The 19,882-nt window shown below is 48.6% G+C and carries 11 protein-coding genes; all 11 read right to left on the bottom strand.

The window, feature by feature from the left end; translation table 11 throughout:
• Positions 1-101: 101 nt before the first annotated feature.
• Positions 102-953 (bottom strand): sialate O-acetylesterase, encoded by an 852-nt coding sequence (locus AC5JBY_RS15825; RefSeq protein WP_495905583.1) that lies wholly within the window; start codon positions 951-953, stop codon positions 102-104.
• A gap of 28 nt (positions 954-981) precedes the next feature.
• Positions 982-2,670 carry a glycoside hydrolase family 43 protein gene (locus AC5JBY_RS15820; RefSeq protein WP_495905582.1) on the bottom strand — a complete coding sequence of 563 codons (1,689 nt, stop codon included), beginning with the start codon at positions 2,668-2,670 and terminating at the stop codon, positions 982-984.
• 120 nt (positions 2,671-2,790) lie between these two features.
• Positions 2,791-3,150, bottom strand: a complete 360-nt coding sequence (locus AC5JBY_RS15815; protein WP_495905581.1) for a hypothetical protein — start codon at positions 3,148-3,150, stop codon at positions 2,791-2,793.
• 54 nt (positions 3,151-3,204) lie between these two features.
• Complete coding sequence (locus tag AC5JBY_RS15810; protein ID WP_495905580.1) at positions 3,205-4,428, bottom strand: peptidylprolyl isomerase PrsA family protein; 1,224 nt, start codon at positions 4,426-4,428, stop codon at positions 3,205-3,207.
• Between the two features lie 93 nt (positions 4,429-4,521).
• Positions 4,522-6,678, bottom strand: a complete 2,157-nt coding sequence (locus tag AC5JBY_RS15805; RefSeq protein WP_495905579.1) for an endo-1,4-beta-xylanase — start codon at positions 6,676-6,678, stop codon at positions 4,522-4,524.
• Between the two features lie 30 nt (positions 6,679-6,708).
• On the bottom strand, positions 6,709-7,662 hold the full coding sequence (locus AC5JBY_RS15800) for a DUF5627 domain-containing protein (protein WP_495905578.1): 954 nt from the start codon (positions 7,660-7,662) through the stop codon (positions 6,709-6,711).
• A 31-nt stretch (positions 7,663-7,693) separates the two neighbouring features.
• On the bottom strand, positions 7,694-9,463 hold the full coding sequence (locus AC5JBY_RS15795) for a RagB/SusD family nutrient uptake outer membrane protein (RefSeq protein ID WP_495905577.1): 1,770 nt from the start codon (positions 9,461-9,463) through the stop codon (positions 7,694-7,696).
• Positions 9,464-9,494: 31 nt separating this feature from the next.
• A complete protein-coding gene (locus AC5JBY_RS15790; RefSeq protein WP_495905576.1) occupies positions 9,495-12,317 on the bottom strand; it encodes a SusC/RagA family TonB-linked outer membrane protein in 2,823 nt (940 codons plus the stop codon).
• Between the two features lie 29 nt (positions 12,318-12,346).
• Positions 12,347-14,224 (bottom strand): RagB/SusD family nutrient uptake outer membrane protein, encoded by a 1,878-nt coding sequence (locus AC5JBY_RS15785; protein WP_495905575.1) that lies wholly within the window; start codon positions 14,222-14,224, stop codon positions 12,347-12,349.
• A 10-nt stretch (positions 14,225-14,234) separates the two neighbouring features.
• Positions 14,235-17,363, bottom strand: a complete 3,129-nt coding sequence (locus AC5JBY_RS15780) for a SusC/RagA family TonB-linked outer membrane protein (protein ID WP_495905574.1) — start codon at positions 17,361-17,363, stop codon at positions 14,235-14,237.
• A gap of 375 nt (positions 17,364-17,738) precedes the next feature.
• Positions 17,739-19,733, bottom strand: coding sequence for a family 43 glycosylhydrolase (locus AC5JBY_RS15775; protein WP_495905573.1), 1,995 nt, complete (start codon positions 19,731-19,733; stop codon positions 17,739-17,741).
• Between the last annotated feature and the right edge of the window lie 149 nt (positions 19,734-19,882).

Genomic DNA, 19,882 nt, shown 5'->3' with positions numbered 1-19,882 from the left:
GTTTATCCATAAAAAATGCCCCCATAAGTGTCTAACTTTTTGGGGGCACTTCATTGCCGGCTTTTGTTATTATAGATCTTGTCTACGATCCGTTACATTGTCTACTTTCCCGCATGCTGTGTATTCTTCAGCAAGGACAGCATTTTATCAGCATATCTTTCGCCCAACATCCTATATCCTTCCGCATTGAAATGCAAATTATCAGGCCCATCCGTACATCCGGCAGAAGAAATAACATAGGAGTTAGGAATAGTAGTGGGTAAGGTAGCGATGACCTTGTTCATGCTGGCGCAAACGCCACCCTGATCTGCATTCACCACTTCTCCAGCCAGCAGGGGCACTGCTGCAGGATCAAGGCGAAGGTCTTTTATCAGATTATCATATACCGTTTTTACCTGCCGAGGCCATGTGGTATCGTTGGTATTGGATTCGCCCTGGTGCAGCAATATACCTTTGATCACGCCATCACGCTGCGCAATCTTTGCCATTTCCACCAATCGTCCATAAGGATTACCGCCATACTCTTTGATCATGTTCTTCATCCAGTCAGGCGCTGTTGCTGCGTACGCTTCATAACGGTCTTTATCGAACAATTCAATTTTGCATCCGCCCACCGCCACATGGACCACGCCTACCTTTGCATTTGGTGGCAGACCAGCCAACATTTTTCTACCGAAATAATCAGCGGGCGATAAGCCCGTGCGGCAACGGCACAGCGGTGGCTTTGCCGTATACCATTTGCCCATCTCCCTGCCGAGATTGGGACAATCCACCGCCTCCAATACCTGAAAGCGATTATCCACCGTTGTATCCTGCGGTTCAAATCGGGCAGCCCCTTCCATATTAGATTGACCCAAACATAAGAAAATATAAAAATTGGGATCCTGTGCCCAGGCGCTTGCACTTATCAATAGCAGCCCCGCCAACAGCAGCTTGTACGTTTTCTTTTTCATACAATCGAATAATTTATTCAGTTATTTTTTATTTAAACATGGGATCATTACCACTATATTTCAGATAGCCAAAGGAAGCCGTGCTACCGGAAGGCTTGCCCGATGAAGTGGCATAGAGCGCAAAGAAGCAACCGGTAAAGCCACCTGCCACGTGTGTGCTCAGGAATTTGGCATCCAGATCGCCCTGCAGTTTATTCCACTTGCCGGCAATGGTAGCATAATAGAAATCATATACATCACCTTTGGCTTCTATTTTCAATTGCACTTTATCCGCTTTGCCAGTAAGTGGAGTTTCTTGCAGCAAGTCCATGCCTTTGGTTGATGGGTTGCCTTTGTACAACTGCAACACTGGCTTACCATTCCCTACTGATTTGCACAGGTAGTAAAAGTGGTATTCGTCATAATAAACCATGAATCCTGCCTTTTCATTATCTGCTGCAGTAGTAAAAGACATTTCTGTCTCTGCAGTGGCATACAGGTGTTGCTGCCGCTTACCGATAAAAGAAGGTACACCTAATTCCATTACTGTCTCTGGCTTCAGCTTCATGGTAACGCCTGTTTTTTTATTCAGGGAAAAAGAACTGCTATCGCAGGAGCGCAGAAACAGCAGCGATGGGTCCCATTGCTGGCCAAACTTAACGGTGTAAGAAAAGTTTCCACTTTGCGGTAAGGCGCCGGACTGCTTCACTTCCGGAAAGTTCGCGTCATAATAATATTGCACTTCCACTTTGCCCGGATTGATAACCGGCCAATCGTTTGTCCATTCTACAGGAGCAATGAATGTTTCTCTGCCCGTGTTATAATAATCGCCGGCATAGGGACGGCAGGCGAGGAAAATTGCATAAGTCTTTCCATCAGGGCCTTCTACCATTTGTGCGTGGCCGGTACTGGTAATGGGATGTTTTCTGTCTTCCGGTAAGCCTCTTTGTGTAAGGATCGGATTGTTCTCATACGGCACATATGGTCCCCATACCGACTTGCTGCGCAATATCACCTGGGAATGATTGACAGAGGTGCCTCCTTCCGCTGCACAGAGGTAGTACCAACCATTTCTTTGCAGGAGATGCGGACCTTCGATCCATACCGGTTTTTTGCTAATATCCACACCGCCATTCACCAATATCCTCTCCTCTCCCACTGTTTTTAAAGCAACCGGATCGAACTCATACATGCGTATCGTTCTGTGGCCGGAATACAATGGCTTATAATCGGGTGCATCGCTATTGTAAATGATGTAGGCTTTTCCATCCACGAAATGAATAGAAGGATCGATACCACGTACATTACGCAGCCACACCGGATTGCTCCACGGGCCTGCCGGGTTCTTTGCAGTGATCACAAAGTTACCCCCATCATCGATATTGGTACAGGCTATATAATAGGTTCCATTATTGTGGCTGATACCAGGAGCAAACAACCCACGTGTGGTACGCTGCTTCAGAAACTGCATCTGCGACGTCCTGTCGATGGCATTGCCGATCTGTTTCCAGTTCTTGAGGTCTTTACTGTGCATAATAGGCAGGCCAGGAAAAAAGGAAAAGGTAGAGTTGACCAGGTAATAATCCGTTCCCACCTGTACAATACTGGGGTCAGGATAAAAGCCGGTCAGGATAGGGTTCGTGAAACGGATCGACTGGGCATTGGCCGGTTGGCTGCACAGGCTTACACTCATCAGCAAAACCAAAGCCCATGCGGTAACAAAACGATTCTTCTTCATTGTGTGTATCTTTTTAGGGTATGTATAACATAAGCCCGGCTATCCACTGCAAGCAGTCTAACCGGGCTAAACGATCAATATGATAAGTACCTGATCAAACAATTATAAAAATACGACTACTTAAAGTCCCCACTCCAGTTTCGATTCTCCATAACAGCTGGTCACAGCCATGTACATAGTTACGGTTCCCCAATATTGATTATAAAAAATGGAGCTGCTATAAGAGGGTGTGTTGTGGCCTGTCCACCAGGAATACTCTCCGATGAGTGTGCCACCATCGTAGGCGACAGAGCTACCCCCATTATAACTGCCTGACAAATCATACCACGAGCTACTGAACTTCAGGTAACTGCAGGTTGCATTGATGGTAACGTTTGATCCTGCATACCCTATCATTGGATTACAATAAAACACATGTTGATAGGCTGATGCAGATATTGACATAAAGATGATGGCAAAAGCGATAAGGATCTTTTTCATACTGATAATTTTGAAAATGGTTTAATGATAAAACGAATGGTCTGACAAGACTATCTATTGATCGTCTTTCTTTTGTAATGCTATTCTGTTTGCAAGGTAGGCTTCGAGATGATCGACGCTTACCGGATATTGTTGATCCAATTGATGGTTGACGTGTTGGGTTTTATAATAACTGATGAATAGTTGCTGCTGATACCGGTCCCTAAATTGCACGTAGGCGACGTCACGCTCCATATTCATTTGCCGTCCCTGTTCATACAAGTGGATACCGATCAACCAGGCATACAGCATTTGTTTGATATCGCCGGCATCGGCTAATGAACCGGTGAATGCGGGCTGACATTGAATGAATTCAATCAAGTCAGTCAGTCTATAGTTCCGGCGTACTCCCTTCCATTCATACTCCATCAATACCAGCTCCGGATCTACACCCGTCCATTTCTTTTCTGTCGTATCCGCTTTGGCAGCTATGTCGGCGATAGTAGTTTCATACAACAGCGGCTTCGTATCGCGCAATACCTGTTGCCTGCTTTCCCAAATAGCTTTCTCTTTTATGGCCAGCAGCAATTCTTGCCGGATGCGATCTTGCTCCTGTGCTATAGGCGCGGGGGCCAGCGGCTGTTTATCAGCAAGGTGCACGAAGTAATAACCCGATAATGCTTCAATTGGCCCCCATACGGTTCCTGTTGCAGCATTCCCTAATGCTGGTAGGTATACGCCCAGCGGATAAAAGGGATAGCGCAGATAACCGCTGAATATATTTGTACCAGGTACTCCTTTTACTTTTTGCTGCAAGGCATAAAAGTCATGCAGGGAAAGCTTCGCCTGATGCCCTGTATAATACTCCTTCAACAACGCTTCTTTACTAAAGTAAATGGTCTCTACTTTGTATTCCTGCCTACGTAAAGCATGGACTTTCTGCACATCTTCATCCGACACCTGCAACAGGAGTTTCACCTGTTTACTCCATACATATCCGTCTACGGAAGATACATGGTATTGCATCGCGTGGTCCAGCTGGCAACGAAGGCTGCTGATGGTGTCGAACCGATGGTCCGCAGCAAATGCCAGTATACGTCCCTCTTCTATCAGCCGGTCCCGTTGCTGCTCGGGTGTTAACGCTGTCCAGGATGGGCTGTTGACGATGTATTCGCAGGTGGCCGTATCGAGCTGCCAGGTACCAACTTTCAGGAGTACAACCTCTTTACTGGTGGAGGCAGTTTGGCATCCTGCCAGCACCATTGTTATACCAATTAGTTGTACAAATTTGGTAAACACGAATATATTTTGAGGAAAGGTTTAAAGAAAGGTGACATCCGGCGGGCGATGTCACCTTGTATTGAATGGTTTAGCAGATTCCGGAGCTTATTGCTATTTTGTATTCGTCTTCAGAGACTCAGCCACAGATGCATAAGCCTGTTTGCGCACGTAGGTCTCTGTCCAGATACCGATCGGCTCTCCGGCACGCCAGCTGGAGTTGGCCGGACTGTCGAGCGGGCTCCAGATGGTGATACCATAGCGCTGTTTGGCAGGTACCAGCTCAAAGTATTTATCGATCACGTATTTGTACATCTCTGCCTGTGCTTTGTAATGCTCAGCAGTAGCGGCAGGAGTCTTTACACCTACGCCAATGTCCAGTTCTGATATTTTAACCTGCTTACCTGTTGCAGCCAGCAGCCTGAACATCTCTGCAATATTGTCCTTGTTAGTAGTGATCGTGATGTGCATCTGGGTGCCGATACCATCTACTTTGGCGCCCTTGCTTTCGATGTACTTAACATACTCGATCAGGCCACGGCATTTATCGAGGTTGTATTCGAGGTTATAATCGTTGATGAAATGAATATCGCTGGCGTTGCCGAATTGGCGGGCCTGTTTAAAGGCCATCACTGCATAATCTTTGCCGAGATAATCCTGCCAGTAAAACTCGTCAGCTGCCAGTGTTCTGCCTACACCTGTTTTCAATTCGTACGGCTTGCCATCGTCCATAGGCTCATTCACTACATCCCAGGCTTTCACGTATGTCTTGCTGACGTCCAACATGCTTTTCATCCATTTATCCATCGCGCCGGTAAGAATGCTTGCTTTCTCTACCGGTGTCTTCTCTACAATGGTAGTGCTGCCGCCGGTTGCTTTGGTGCTCTTAACCACCACATCGTCGAGGTACACGGTACCGGCATATTCTCCATAGCTGAAGATAAGCCTGATCCTGGTGGCGGCAGTTGTTGTTGTCTGGATCGTCACCAGTTTCCAATCGGTAGTAACCGCTACCTGACCAAAGCCATTGGAGGAATAGTCGGCACTCTGCAATTCGGGCCTGATGATGCCTGCCGCTGTACCCTTCACCCAAAAGCTCAGCTCATAAGCTTGTGCATTGTCCAGCGCAGCTGCAAAGGAGTAGCTGGTTTGCACATCCCAGTAGTTGGTTGCCTTGGTGGGGTTAGTTACATAAAAGGCCTTCCCTTTGTTACCCACGCCCATGCCATCGGCTGTGATACCGCGGGTAGAGCTGCCGCCCCAGCCGCCCCAGGCTACACCTGTTTCGAAATCACCACCAGTAACCAGGTTGTTGATCGCAGGCACACCTTGCGTATCATATACATACAGGTTGTTGATATCTACAGAATAAGTAACGCCGGGTTTATAGCCAAGGTCGATTTTGATCTTGATCTGATCGCCGGCAAAATCACTGATCTGGAACCTGATCTCTTTCCAGGAAATACCAGTGGTGAAGGTCGCTGTAGCCGTACCCGATTTTGTCCAGTCGATCTGCGGTGTATTGTTGTTCAATCCTTCAAAAGAAATGCGTCCTTCACCTGCTATATCTGATTTGATATACATCACCACTTCATACTTATGCGTTTTGTTCACATTGATAGTGGGTGATATCAGTTGCAGGTCGGTAGCCGCCGAAGAAGAACCAGTGGCCACCAGCTTTACCGCATGGTTGCCGGTACCCATACCGGTGCCATCGGCAACGGTAATGCCGGCGCCGGGATTAGCCTTGTTCCAGCCATTGAAAGTCTTGTCTTTCAGGCCGGCCAGGTTCAGGTCGTTTGCATAGGCAGGCGACGTTACTACCATGGGCGACAGCAACCCGTTCAGGTAAGTCGCTTTCTGGTTAGCATGCCACATCAATGTATGGCCGTATACCGACATGCCTGCTTTGTTGGCTGTTTCGAGCAAGGTCTTTACTTTGCTAAGGTCGATGCTGCCATCGTTTTGTACCGCAGCGCCGTGCTTCATTTCATAACCCAGCACGATTTCATCGAAGTTCTTGTTGGTGAGTCGATACTTCACACCTTTATCAAGGTATTCCTGCAGGCCCAACGCTGCACCCCATTTGAAGTTGGGATGAGCCGCCCGGTTGATATAAGTTTTCAACGCAGGGTAAGCGTCGATATCTTCCTGAACGGTAACGCTTCCGGGTTTGTCTACGTTGAATTCGGGGGTTTTATACTTGTTGCAGGCAGCCACCACGGTCAATGCCGTGAGGCCGGCAGCAAGAGTATGTAGTCTGTTCATCATAATGACGAAGATTAAATATGGCAGAATTGATTACTTGTTCACTGGTGTAAAAGTTTCCATTGTTACGGCCCGGTCACGCATCACCAGCGTATCGGTGGAAGCCACCTGCATATCGGGCAATGTAACCTGGTAATTGAGGTAAAGCGCATCACGGTCTTTGCTTCCCCAGCTGTTCTTCTCTCCTCTTTTTACAAACTGGCCACTGCCGGTAGCAGTAAAGCTGGCATTGGCAGCAGCGATGGTGCATTTACCGGCATCGTCGAAAGTGAGCAGCAGTGGGCAGTTCACATTCACGCCGTTCTTATCCTTGAATACTACCGGAAACTCCAACTGTTTCATAGCACGCGTATTCAGTTTGTTCACCTCATCCTTCTCTACGTATTGCTGATGGCGAACGATGGTCTGGTTTACACTGCCGGTGATCACATCTTTACCACGGCGCAGGTAGTTACCATGCCAGGGGTTCACATACTTGATAGCATACAGCGTGAAGTGTTTACCAACGAGCACAGAATCTGCGCCTGATTTATCTGCGATACGCACAGGGATCACGTAGGTATTTTTGATGGCTTTGGGATCGTTGAAGAAAGCTTGTGTCAGTTGCACCTCCACACCACCGGTAAGACCGCCTTCGGGGATGGTGACGCTGTTGGCAGCCAGTGTATAATAGTTAGCGGGCATGGGCAGTATCTCATCCTTACCCGCACCAAACAGCAGGCCATTACCCAGCAAACTGTTGTCAACAGCAATACCGATGTTGAGGTTCTTTTTGTTGGAATACACACCACCGGTGGTAACCATGATCTGGCACTTTCCCTGGTTGTCGAGGTCGGTGTTGAAGATGTCCTCACCAAAGGTGAGCGTACGAACCGGGTACTGGTAAGCAAAATAGACGGTCTGGTACTTGTAGTCCGCGAACTCCACGTCTTTGTTGCAGGCGGCCAGTACAAAGAGCCCTATGATTGGTAATAGAAACTTTTTCATTGTATTGTTTTCAATAAGTCAATAGAATCTTTTATCGCCATCCCTGGTTTTGCTCCAGTGCGCCAAACTTCAGTATCTCGCCATAAGGTATAGGGCCATAGATCATGAATGGCTGGAACTGCCTTCCTTCCACATTGATAAAGGAAGGAACGTTGTTGCGGATGCTCACGCCTTTCGCTGTTTCCGTAAGGCTTGCTTTCCAGCGGCGCAGGTCCCAGAAACGAAAACCTTCAAAGCACAATTCCAGCCTGCGCTCGTTGCGGATCAGCGCACGCATTTGCTCTTTACTGGTCTTCGCTGCTTCGAGATAAGCATCATTATTGGCAGTACCGATACCAGCTCTTTTACGGATCGCTTTGATCACATCATACGCAGAGAAGGTCTGGTTGCCGGTTCCCGTCGGGCCCCAGGCTTCGTTGGCAGCCTCGGCGTAGTTGAGGAAGATCTCGGTATAACGGATATGGGGTTTGTAATGGCGCTGGTTGTTAGCCGATGTGGGGTTCAGGTTCACATCCTGGCGCAGCAGTTTGCGCATATAGTAGCCGGTACGGGTAGATGTCTCTACCTTGCTCAGTGCATCGTTGGTAGTGCCATCAGCCGCCGTAGTGATCACGGTATTATTCGGGCCAGCTGTGCCACCGTTCACCAGGATAAACTGGCGCAAACGTGGATCACGGTTGGCATAGGGATTAGCAGCATCATATCCGCTGGCAGGCTCAGTGATAGGATATCCATTCACAGCAGGGAAAGCATCCACCAGGTTCTGGGTAGGATTGATCCGTCCATTACCAAACAAACTGGGAGGATAGTTGGCTTGCTCCAGATCACGGTTGTCGCCATAGTTGTTGCGCCACAATATTTCGGGAGGGTTGGCGCCATCAGCCAGCCCTGCAATTTCAGCCGTGTTGGAATACCAGGTCAATCCGGTGGGCGCCAGTGCATTCACACCACCTTTCAATGTCAATACTTCTCCTGCATAGTTGGCAGCATCGGCCCAGGCAGTAGCAGAACTGGTATTGAAAGCCGGGCTGGCAGCCAGCAGCGCCGCTTTTGAACGGATCGCTTTGGCAATACGGCCAGTGAGAAATCCGCGGTAAGCAGATCCAAACGCCCGGTCATATTGCTCTTTGGTAACAGCACCAAACTTCACCGGTATTTGCGATGCGTTGGGAATATTTTCATAATCCAGCGGCAATAGCGCTTCTGCCTGGTCGAGATCACTATAGAGTTGTTTCATGCAGGCATCGAAGCTGGCACGGGGTTGGTTGAAATCGGAATTGGTACCTTGCACATTTAGCAGCAGGGATACGCCCAGCAGCTGATTGCTTTCTCCTACGCCGCCATGCATTTGCAGCAGGTGATACAGGAAGTAGGCACGCAGACCATAAGCTTCCCCTTTCACACGCATGCCAAACAATTTACTCACCACCGGATCAGCTACCCATTTCACCGTATCCACATCGCGCAACATGATGTTGAGATATTGGATGGCTGCGTAGGAGTTGGTCCATTGGTTCAGGGGGTTGTTGTTGGCTGTCCACTGCCCATTGGCCATTTTCAAAAAAGCATTGGTCTGATCATTACTCACCGCATCGTCTGTAGCCACATCGCTGAAAGTCCAGCCATTCGTAGGCATACGGTTGTAGCCATTGAGCAATACACCGAAAGGAAAACGGGCATCGTTGGGGATGAACCCATCAGGGTCCAGTTGCCGGTTATTTTCTATAGCCGGCTCCAGCAGGTCCTTGCAACTGCCCAACAGGAAGACCGAAGCCAGCAGGATAATAATACTTCTCTTCATATACATATACTTGATTGAATGCATCAGCTTGTTAGAATAAAGCCTTTACACCCAGATTATAGAAGCGGGTTTGCGGCGCACTGCCAATGTTAGTTTCCATAAGAGCGCGTTCAGCTGAAAGCGTAAGCAGGTTGAACCCACTCACATATATGCCCAGTTCTTTCACAAAATCCTTATCACCCAGCACGCCACTCAGATCGTAAGACACCTGTACTTTGGACAGGTCGAAACGGTTGGCCCTGTACATCCAGAAATCAGATGACCGGAAGTTGTTGTCGCTGTTGAAAGTGGTGAGCCTGGGGTATTTCGCTGTTGCTGCTGTGGCAGGCGTCCAACGATCGCGTACTACTATGGAATACTTGTCTTCTCCATCTACCCAGAAATAAGAGCTATTCTTCATACCATACGCACCTAACTGAGCAGTGCCCAGTGCGAAGAAGCTGAAGTTCTTCCATTTGGCGCTCAGGTTCACACCCAGTGATAGGGGTGCACCAAACCAGCCGCCTCTGCCGAGGAATACCTCATCCCTTGAATCGATCACGTTGTCGCCATTCTGGTCTTTGTATTTGATATCGCCTGCCTTAACCTGTCCGTAAGTTTGTGCGGGTGAAGCAGCAATATCATTGGCATCCTGGAAGAAGCCAAGGCTTTGCAGACCCCAGATCGCATCCAGCGGTTTGTCCGCGCGGTATTGATATTGATCCTGGTATACCTCCGCACGCTTGGTAGCGGTAGTTTTGTAATAAGTACCCACGATGCCAAGGTTCCAATCTACTTCACCGAGCTTTTTGTGAAGGCCCAGGCTGAAATCGAAACCGATACGTTTATCGTCGTTATAGTTTACATAAGGAATAAAAGAAGAAACGGGGAACCCGGTAGTAAAGTAAGACGGGAACAATACGCCTGCCTGTATGATATTACCGGTGATCTTATTGACGAAGAAATTGCCTTCAAACTTCACCAGTCCTTTGAAGAAAGAGCCTTCCACACCTACACTCACTTCTTCGCGTTTGGGAAATTTCATTTCAGGATTATCGCCCCTGCGCGATTCAGTAGCCTGGGTACCGGTACCATCTTTCCAGCCAAACCAGCTACCCAGTGGAGTATACACGCCCTGATAGAGGTAATAGGAAGTGATATCGAGATCGGTATGAACGATACCTGCTGAAGCAGTCAGCCGCAGGTCATCCACGACACTGTTTCCACGCAGGAAGTTTTCATTGCTGAGGCGCCAGCCCAGTGATACAGTGGGCGACAACGCAGTCCGGTTACCTTCAGGCAGTTTGGCACTGTGCGAAACCGCTCCGCTGAAATCGGCGTAATAGGTGTTCTTATAATTATATCCCATTTGCAAACCAAGGTTGGCATTGCTGGTACGGTGATACACAGTCGACTCGGATTGCTGCCATCCATTCATCAGCAACACAGCTGAGAGATTATGCTTATCCCGGATGGAATTTATGTAGTTGAACTGGGCAGTAGCGGCAATAGTTTGACTATACCAGCTATTACTCACAGTTTGCACGCCCGTCGTAGCATCCTGTCCATATTGAGTAAGATTGCTCACGAGGTCTACACCGGAATAAGTATTCCAGGTAGGTGCGTACACGGCATAGGTATTGTTAAAAGCGAGGTTGTAAGAAGTATTGTAATCCACCGCAAAAGTAGAGCGGAACGTAAGCCCCTTCAGCACATTGCGGAGATCGGCGTTTACACCGGTATTGAACTGAAACTGGCGGCTGGTGTACTTGTTGTTACCACCGGCATAAATAGCTGCAAATGGATTCGTTTGGTCCAGTTGCGACCCACCCAGCAGGTATTTACCATCGATGATGTGGTTGCTGTTCCTTACAAAGATCTGTGAGGCTTCATCTTCCGGCTCTATCATATCGATAGGAATGAGCGGCGAAAAGCGGTAAGGGCGCAACGTAGCAGCACTGCCCCAATAGTTGGTGTTGACGCCCTTGCCGGTATAAAAGATAGCAGAAGCATCTACAAAGCAACTAATGTAATCACTGAGGTTGATATCAACATTACCACGCAGATTGAGGCGGTCGGACTTATCATTCTTAATAGCCTCTCCGAAGTTGAGCGGCGAACCGGCAGTTATGTAGCCAATATTGGTGTAATAACGTGCTTTATCGTTACCGCCTGAAATTTCTGCCGTAACATCATGACGGCCGAAAACTTTCTGCAGGTATTCGTCGGAATAGTAGTCTACGCTCGGATAACGGTACGGGTTTTTACCGGATGCATAGTTGTAGATCGTTTCAGGAGTATACAAGTCTGCGAGGCCATCATTGCGGCGCGCTTCATTGTACAGGGTCATGTATTCGGCCGAACCCAGGTACTCAGGATAGGCTTTCGGCACATGCATGCCGGTATTCACACGCACATTGATACGCTGGTTGCCCACCTCACCTCTTTTAGTGGTAATATACACCACGCCCTTGGCAGCACGGCTACCATAGAGCGCCACTGCATTGACGCCCTTTAAGAAGGTGATCTGCGCAATTTCGGTAGGCAATACGTTGGTTGCATCACGTGGCACACCATCGATCACCAACAGGTAGCTGCCCATGCCCCAGTTACTATTACCATTGAAACCATTCGCCCACGCACCCATATTCTCCAGGCTATAGGTCATGTAGTTCTGCTTCATTTGTGTGGCCACATCCACCACAGACACACCGCCCAGCAGGTCTTTCTTATTCACCTTGCGGAAGGCTACCTGCACAGCCTCAGGATCGGGGGCATTGGAGGTTGTATTATTGATGACGGTATCCTGCGCTTGTGACAACGATGCTGTTGCCATCAGCGCACCTAATACCATTATATTTTTTATTTGCTTCATGAATTTTCGGGTTTGACTGTACTCAATAATTACCAACCGGGGTTTTGTGCGAACTCGAGGTACATATTGGCGTCAGCATTTTTCAGCGGGAACCAATAGTGCTTTTCAGTATACCTGCGCTCCAGGATCGTCACTTCGCGTATGTTAAGAACACGGTTGTTTTTAGGATCAGCGTTATTGAATCCCGGTGCACGGTCGAATTCAATAGACTTCTTCAGGGTATAGGGGCTTTTGATCAGGAGCATCCAGCGACGCAGGTCATTAAAGCGGTGTCCTTCGAAAGACAATTCCACCGCCCGCTCGCGACGCACTTCACCCGTGAAAGCGTCCAGGGAACCGAGAAACTGGGCGTTAACATGCCCCACACCTGCCCTGTCGCGCAGCGTATTGATGGCTTGTTCAGCAGTCTTGCCAAAGTTGCTTGATTTGCCGTTAGCAGAACCATAACCCTGCGCAGCCGCTTCGGCATACATCAGGTATATGTCTGCCAGCCGCATATAAGGCAGGTGAATGTTGAGCGCCTTGTCATAACTCCAACCCTGGTCCATTTCATTCGCAGTCATCGGTATGAACTTGTACAACACATATCCTGTACGGCTGCCGTTGGAAATATTGCGGTAGCTACCGCCTGTAAACAGGTTGGCATAACGGGCACCTTCATTGGTGGTGGCGCCCTGGATACATTTTACACCATCATATACGATATCATTGTAAAAGCGGGGATCTCTTCCTCTCCAGGGATATGAAGGATCATAACCTGACGTTGCATCTGCCTGGGTGATATCTTTAATAGGCAAACCATTCGCCATACCATAATTATCTACATAATTCGCAGTAGGCAGGAATTTTACCGACTCCTGCGACAGCGGGTTGGGTTGGTATTGCTTGGCAGTATTATAAGTAGTACCATGCGCACCATAATAAGGACCGCGGAAGATAGCTTCGGTAGCGCCCGGCATCAGCCAGTTCTGCCCGGTAGAGTAAAAGTTGGTATAGTACTTTGAGAACTCAACCAGCTTGTGAGGCGCAGCACCGGATTCAGTCAGTTGCAATAACTCTCCGAATGCCTCTGCTGCCTTCTTGCAATATTCTGCATTGTAATTTTGACTGCCGCCAGATACATAGTTCATCAACGGACTGCCAGCCCACAGATAGTTCTTACCAAGATAGCCCAGCGCCATGATCTTGTTGATGCGTAGTTGGTTTTTACCCAATGTTCTTTTACCGGCAGTAGTGTTGTCCCAATCCGTGGGCAACAAGTTGGCTGCTTCGCGGAAATCGGCAGCTGCTTTATCGGCACACTCACTGTATTTAAGACGAGGCAAAGTGAGTTTTTCATCACCGGCCAGCACCTTGTCTATATAGGGCAAGCCGCCAAAATACTGGATGAACTGAAAATGGAACCAGCCGCGGAAGAACAACAATTGTCCTTTGATGAGGTCTTTCTCCTCCTGCGTAGCATCGGTGAGCTTATCGAGATTTGCCAAACCCATATTGCATTTGCGGATGCCATACCAGCCGAGTCTCCAGAGCGACTTGGAAAAGCGGTCATCATTGGTGCTGGTATTGTTGCGGTCCATCCAGCCGGCCTGCCAGCCGTCGAACTGCGCCTGCCAGCCCCAGAAATCACCATTATCGATCTTTACCACGAAATGGAAATCATAAGAGGTAGACTGGATCTCATCTTCGCCCCAGTTCCAGCAATTGGTCCAATAAGCATTGGAAAAATCGGGAATGCAATGATATAGCTCTTCTGTAAAACCCTGGAAATTGATAAAGTTTTTGAACGCTTGTTCTCCACCTACGATGGATTGCGGCTCCCTGTCGAGAAACTTCTTGCACGATGTGAAGCCGGGCAAAATCGCTACCAGGCAAGCCACCATCAATGTTTTTATATTCTTATTCATATAGCCGTGTTTAGAATGTAATGTTTGCGCCGAGGTTATATCTTTTTACTGTAGGATAGGCTCCCTGAGATGCCCAGCCGGTACCGGCAAAGTTCGATTCGCGGTCATCAGGCATCTTGCTCCAAACGGCAAGGTTGTTACCATTAACGTATATCCGCAGAGATTCCAGTCCTAAGCGCTTTACCAGTCCTTTGCTCAACGTATAAGCGACCTCTGCGTTCTTCAGACGCACGTATGATCCGTCGAACATATATTGATTGCCGCGGTAATAGCCAGCCGGCGTGGATAACCAGCGGGGCATAGGCACATCACCATTGGGGTTATTTTTAGACCAGTAGCTGCCTTCATCATACACAATGTGATTTTGTGATCCAAGGCTGTTGAACACTACCTGGCGCGTAACATTGTTCACACCATAGAACTGTACAAAAGCACTCAGCCCTTTCCAGTCTACCCCAAACGTGGCATTGTAAGTGTTCTGCGGCCAGCCGGTATGGCCATAAGGAATGTTATCCTGTGCATCGATAACACCATCGCCGTTGTAGTCTACGATATAGTAGTTACCGGGCAGCTTTTGGTTATCGTTGGCATTGTGGATAGTACTGCCATACAGTTCATCCCAGGTATTGTAATAACCCTGGCTTACATAAGAATAAGCCTGACCGATCTGGAAGCCTTCCGATTTCTGGTAGGCAGGCAACAAAGCAGGATTGTCTGCTTCGATCACTTTATTCTTCGTGTGCGTCATGTTCAGGTCAGCCCAGAGACGAAGATTTCTGGCCGTTGAATGGTTGAAGTGCAACTCAAGTTCATAACCTTGCGCATTCACCTTACCAAGGTTGGCTACCGGCGGCGTGGCGCCGAAGTAAGAAGGCACGGATGTACGGTTGGCCAACAATATCTTGGAACGTTTATCACGGAAGAAATCTACTTTACCCCTGATGAAGCCTTTAAACAATTCGAAGTCGGCGCCGAAATTGAATTTCTCCGCCTGCTCCCACTGCACGTTGGGGTTACCCACCGTAGCTTCGCGGTACCAGTTGTAAGGGCTCTGTTCAGCAGCTTCACCCGTTACCCCCAACCTCGCACGGCCACCATAGGCCCATTCTGTGAGGTAAAGGAAACGGCCAGCTACATCGTCAAAGCCAGTCTGTCCATACGAAGCCCTGAGCTTAAACAGGTCGAGCCAGGCAATATCGCGCATGAACTTTTCTTTAGACACGATCCAGTTCACACCACCGGATGAGAAGAAGGCAAAGCGATAATCAGGCGCAAACTTCTCAGAACCGTTATAGGCGCCGTTATATTCGATCGTGTATTTACTATCATAAGAATAAGTGGCACGGAATACCCAGTCTTCGCGGTAAGAAGGGATCATGCTACCATTGGCGGTAATGTTACGGTTAAGCAATCCCATAGCCGTAACCGCATGCTTTTTCGCAAAGGTTTTTGCATAGTTCAGCTGCAGCTGGTAGAAGAGCCTGCGCTGGTTGCCTGTTACGGCGCCACCAGCCGGAGACCATTTGGTACCTTCCTGGAAGTCGAAGCCCGTAACCGCGTCAAACGCATTCTTATAAGTAACAGCACCTGTTTCAGGGTTGATCCACTTACGCTGCACATCATTGTACAGGTCGTTAACACCACGGTCGCTTTCAATGAAAGTATTATCCATAGAAACAGTACCATTGAAACGCAACCCCTTCAACAGCATACCAAGATCCTGCTCCAGGGTAAAGTCGGTCGTAATACGTGTAGTCGTTTGGTATTGAATACCACCCACTGCAAGACTACGCGCTGAGTTTTCCGCACGGCCTTCATTGGGCGCAAAGAAACCCCAGGAACCATCTGCATACACAGGCATGAACACATCAGGCGCTGTGGTATACGCATCTATCCACGGACCATATTGGTTGCCCGAAAAGCCCCAGGGACTTTTCCTTACACCATAAGAACCCGACAGGTTTACTTTAAATAAGGTAGAAGGAGTCAATTGAAAATCGAGGTTGGTACGCGCATTCAGACGCGTAAAACCAAACCCCGGTTTATAACCACGGCTGTTATCATAGATCCTGAAAAGGTCACCTTCATGCAGGAAGTCGGCGCTGGTGAAATACTTCACGAAGCGCGTACCGCCACTGATGTTCAGGTTGGCATTTTGCGACATGGCGTAATCCTTGAACAACGCTTTCGCCCAGTCCACATTGGGATAACGCTCTGCCTCTGCGAGGTTGGCAGGATAACGATATTTATTCAGAATGTCTTGCGGGTAAAACGCACTCCAGCTTTCAGGCTTCAGCGCCAGCTCATATTCGATGGCTTCGTTGATCGTACGCAACGCATCATAGGAATCAGCCTTACCAGGCAGTTTGGAAGGCACTTTCATGATGGTATTCACGGTTCCGCGGATAGAAGCTTTACCGGTCTTACCCCTTTTAGTGGTAATTAATATTACCCCATTCGCACCACGGGAACCGAACACAGCAGTAGCGGAAGCGTCTTTCAACACGCTCACGGTTTCTACCGATCCGATATCCACACTGGTCATCGGGCGTTCAACACCATCCACCAATACAAGCGGATTACTGTTGTTCCAGGTGCTGCGGCCACGGATGATGATCTGTGGATCTTCCTCACCGGGCAAACCAGTACTTTGTGCAGTAATGAGACCTGGCACGTTACCGGTAAGCGCAGCGCCGATGTTGGACACACCACCTGCACGCTCCAGCGTTTTACCGGTGGTGGTAGACACCGCGGCCACCACACTTTCTTTTTTCTGCCGGCCATATCCCACTACCACCACATCTTCCAGGCCAATGACACTGTCTTTTAAGTTGATGATAATATTGTTCTGGTTACGGATGTTGATTTCCTGCGCCACCTTGCCCACAAAGCTGATGAGCAGAATGTTTTTATCGGCAGGTACGCGCAAGCTGAATTTTCCATCCAGGGTCGTACCTGTACTGATGGTCGTTTGCTTTACCTGTACAGTAGCGCCGGCCACCGGTACTTTTTTCTCGTCCAGCACTACGCCCTGCACAACGCGGGCATCCTGCGCCAGCAAGGGTGAACAGACAAGTGCCATCGACAGCGTTACCGCTGTGGTCACCAGCCATTTCCAGGACTTTTGTTTAGAGTTCATGTTGAGCATTAGCTATATGATATTTAATGTGAGGACAATAAGGGCCCGGCAGCCCACAACAGACTATCTTACCATGAGCCTTAACCAATGATGGTCAATGCTGCAGGCTCTATACGCCGGACCGCTTACAGGGTTTTACTGGCTTTTGTGTAATTCTGATGATGATGTTTGGGAAAATGGCCGGAAGGGAGCATGTCGGCCGCAGATGCGTTCACAGTTCATAAAGCAATCATTTTAGTTAAATAAACAATTTTATCAAAGCGTTAGGTGTAGAAAATGGTCACATGGCACTGAACACGAAAATAACAACGCACGAATCTACAATTGTCATACTGACACACAGGGTACGAATTGCCAAAAGGAGAGTAATAATGTCTAATCGCGTTTTAGGCGAATACGCTTGACAAATATATCCTGCTGATTACCAGCAGGAAACCTGATAAACAGATCGTGCTGACCGGAAACACCCGCTACCCTGCGTAATGAATACACATGAGTAGCTGTCTTACCAGGTTTGATGGGAACAGCTGCCAGCCGTGTTCCTTCTTCAAGGCCATCCAGCAGTACTTCTACCACCCCTCCTTTTTGTGCATAAGCTTCCAATTCGATCGCTTTGGCTTCTCCGGCCTTACCAAAATCGACACCCGATATCATCAACCAACCGCCAAACGTCGATTGATTGGTCACAACCTCCTCACGCTCCTGCGCTATCTTTTGTATCCCGTAATGATTGCTGCTGCCAACAGCAGGCATAGCGGAAAAACCATCTTTACAAATGAAGAGATCGAAATCCACCGCCCCGCCTTCCGCAAATAAACCCACGCTCGTGCCCACCCAGCTATTGTAATTAGGTTGGGTTTTATCGAGCGGCACAGCACTCACAGGCGCACCAACGGGTAACCATTTCTTGCCATCAGCACTGTAGTAACCCGTCAGCTGGTGCTCATAACGTTCGAGTTTCAACCATAGGGCTCCTCCTTTATTATAAGATACTTTCCGCAGGGCCGTGTCCAGTTGCAATACAATACTTTTATCATCTGATGCGCAAAACAGTCGTACGAATACACGCTGATTGCCATTAGTGAGATAGATACCACCCTTGGCTGCTACCTGCTTATTACCCAGGTCAACCTTTGTGACAGCCGAATAATAATGATCAGTTTCCTTTTGAACCAGGTGCGTCAGGCCACTATCCGGCGTGAGGCGCACCCATCCTTTCCGCGCTGTGAGAGAATAATTGCCGGCCGCCCTTTTGGTAAGAAAATGCCACCAGTCGCCGATACTATCAGCATCGAAATGATCGGAGTGAACACTGCGCCAGGCAGTCCCGTTATTTTTTAGTGCCGGCTTCATCACAGGTGTACTCACGGGCGGCAAGCCCCAGGGCCTGTCATTTTCCCAGATCACCTGGTACAACGATGATTGCCGCCCCATACCACTCCAGTCGTCATTGCCACGACGCTGATAACTTTGACCAATGGTCCACCAGGTACCATCCGCCAGTTGCACCGGTGCAGCTATATGATTGGGACGTGGGAAAGTATTATTAGGATCAGGGCTTGGCTTGAAGAAATTACCCAGCCGCTCCCACTTGGTAGAATCAGCCGTCAGGGCAGTGCCCCGCAATACATACTGGCCACCCGACACATCACCGGCAGGGAAATAATAATAGTAACCATTGCGCTTGCACATCACCGGCCCTTCGGCCCAGCTGTATTGCAATTTGGCATTGATCCAATCGAGGTTGATGACAGAACCCGCCAGTTGGCCATCACGCCCGAGTTCTTGTAGACGGTTCACTTTCTGACCGTTCTTGATCACCATATAAGGCTTGCCATCATCATCCACAAAAATGGAGTTGTCGTATCCAAGCGGGCCGGTTTCAGCATTCTCTTTCACGCGCACGGGCGCCGTCCACGGTCCTGCCGGTGAAGCAGCCTTGGAAAACCACTGCCCGCCGGAAGAAAAATAGATCCAGTAAGAGCCATAGAAATACGTGATGGCCCCCTGCCACACACCGTTGGAAGGACGGTCGCTCACCATGGAAGCCTGCCCCGGCGGCAACACACGGCCGATCACTTTCCAATGCACGAGGTCTTTGGAATGATAAACTGGCAGGTAAGGATTGAAATGAAACGAAGACCCACAATGGTAAAAATCGTCACCCACCTTTAGCAAGGTGGGGTCAGGATGATCGCCCGGCAACACGGGATTCACGTAGGTATTTATAGTATTGTAAAATCGCAGGGAGTCGGCATCGGTCAGCCCCGCAGCATTTGATCCTGAACCGGAGGCATTGGATTGAGCTAAGAGACATTGGTTTACAAAGAGTACACTACAAAAAAGAAATACAAGCGATCTGCAATTCATCAGGCAAGTCATTGGTGATTGACAGGCAAGATATTATTGCACATTTGTGCACGATGCTACAAATGTTTAAATGAAGGGGAAAAATGTATTAACCGATCTGGAATGTATCAACCTTTGAGAATTGGTGGGTAAAAGCATTTACCGCCTGT

This window comes from Paraflavitalea sp., from assembly GCF_059502485.1.
Note: the sequence above shows the minus strand (reverse complement) of the source record. Positions and strands in the feature narration are given on the sequence as shown.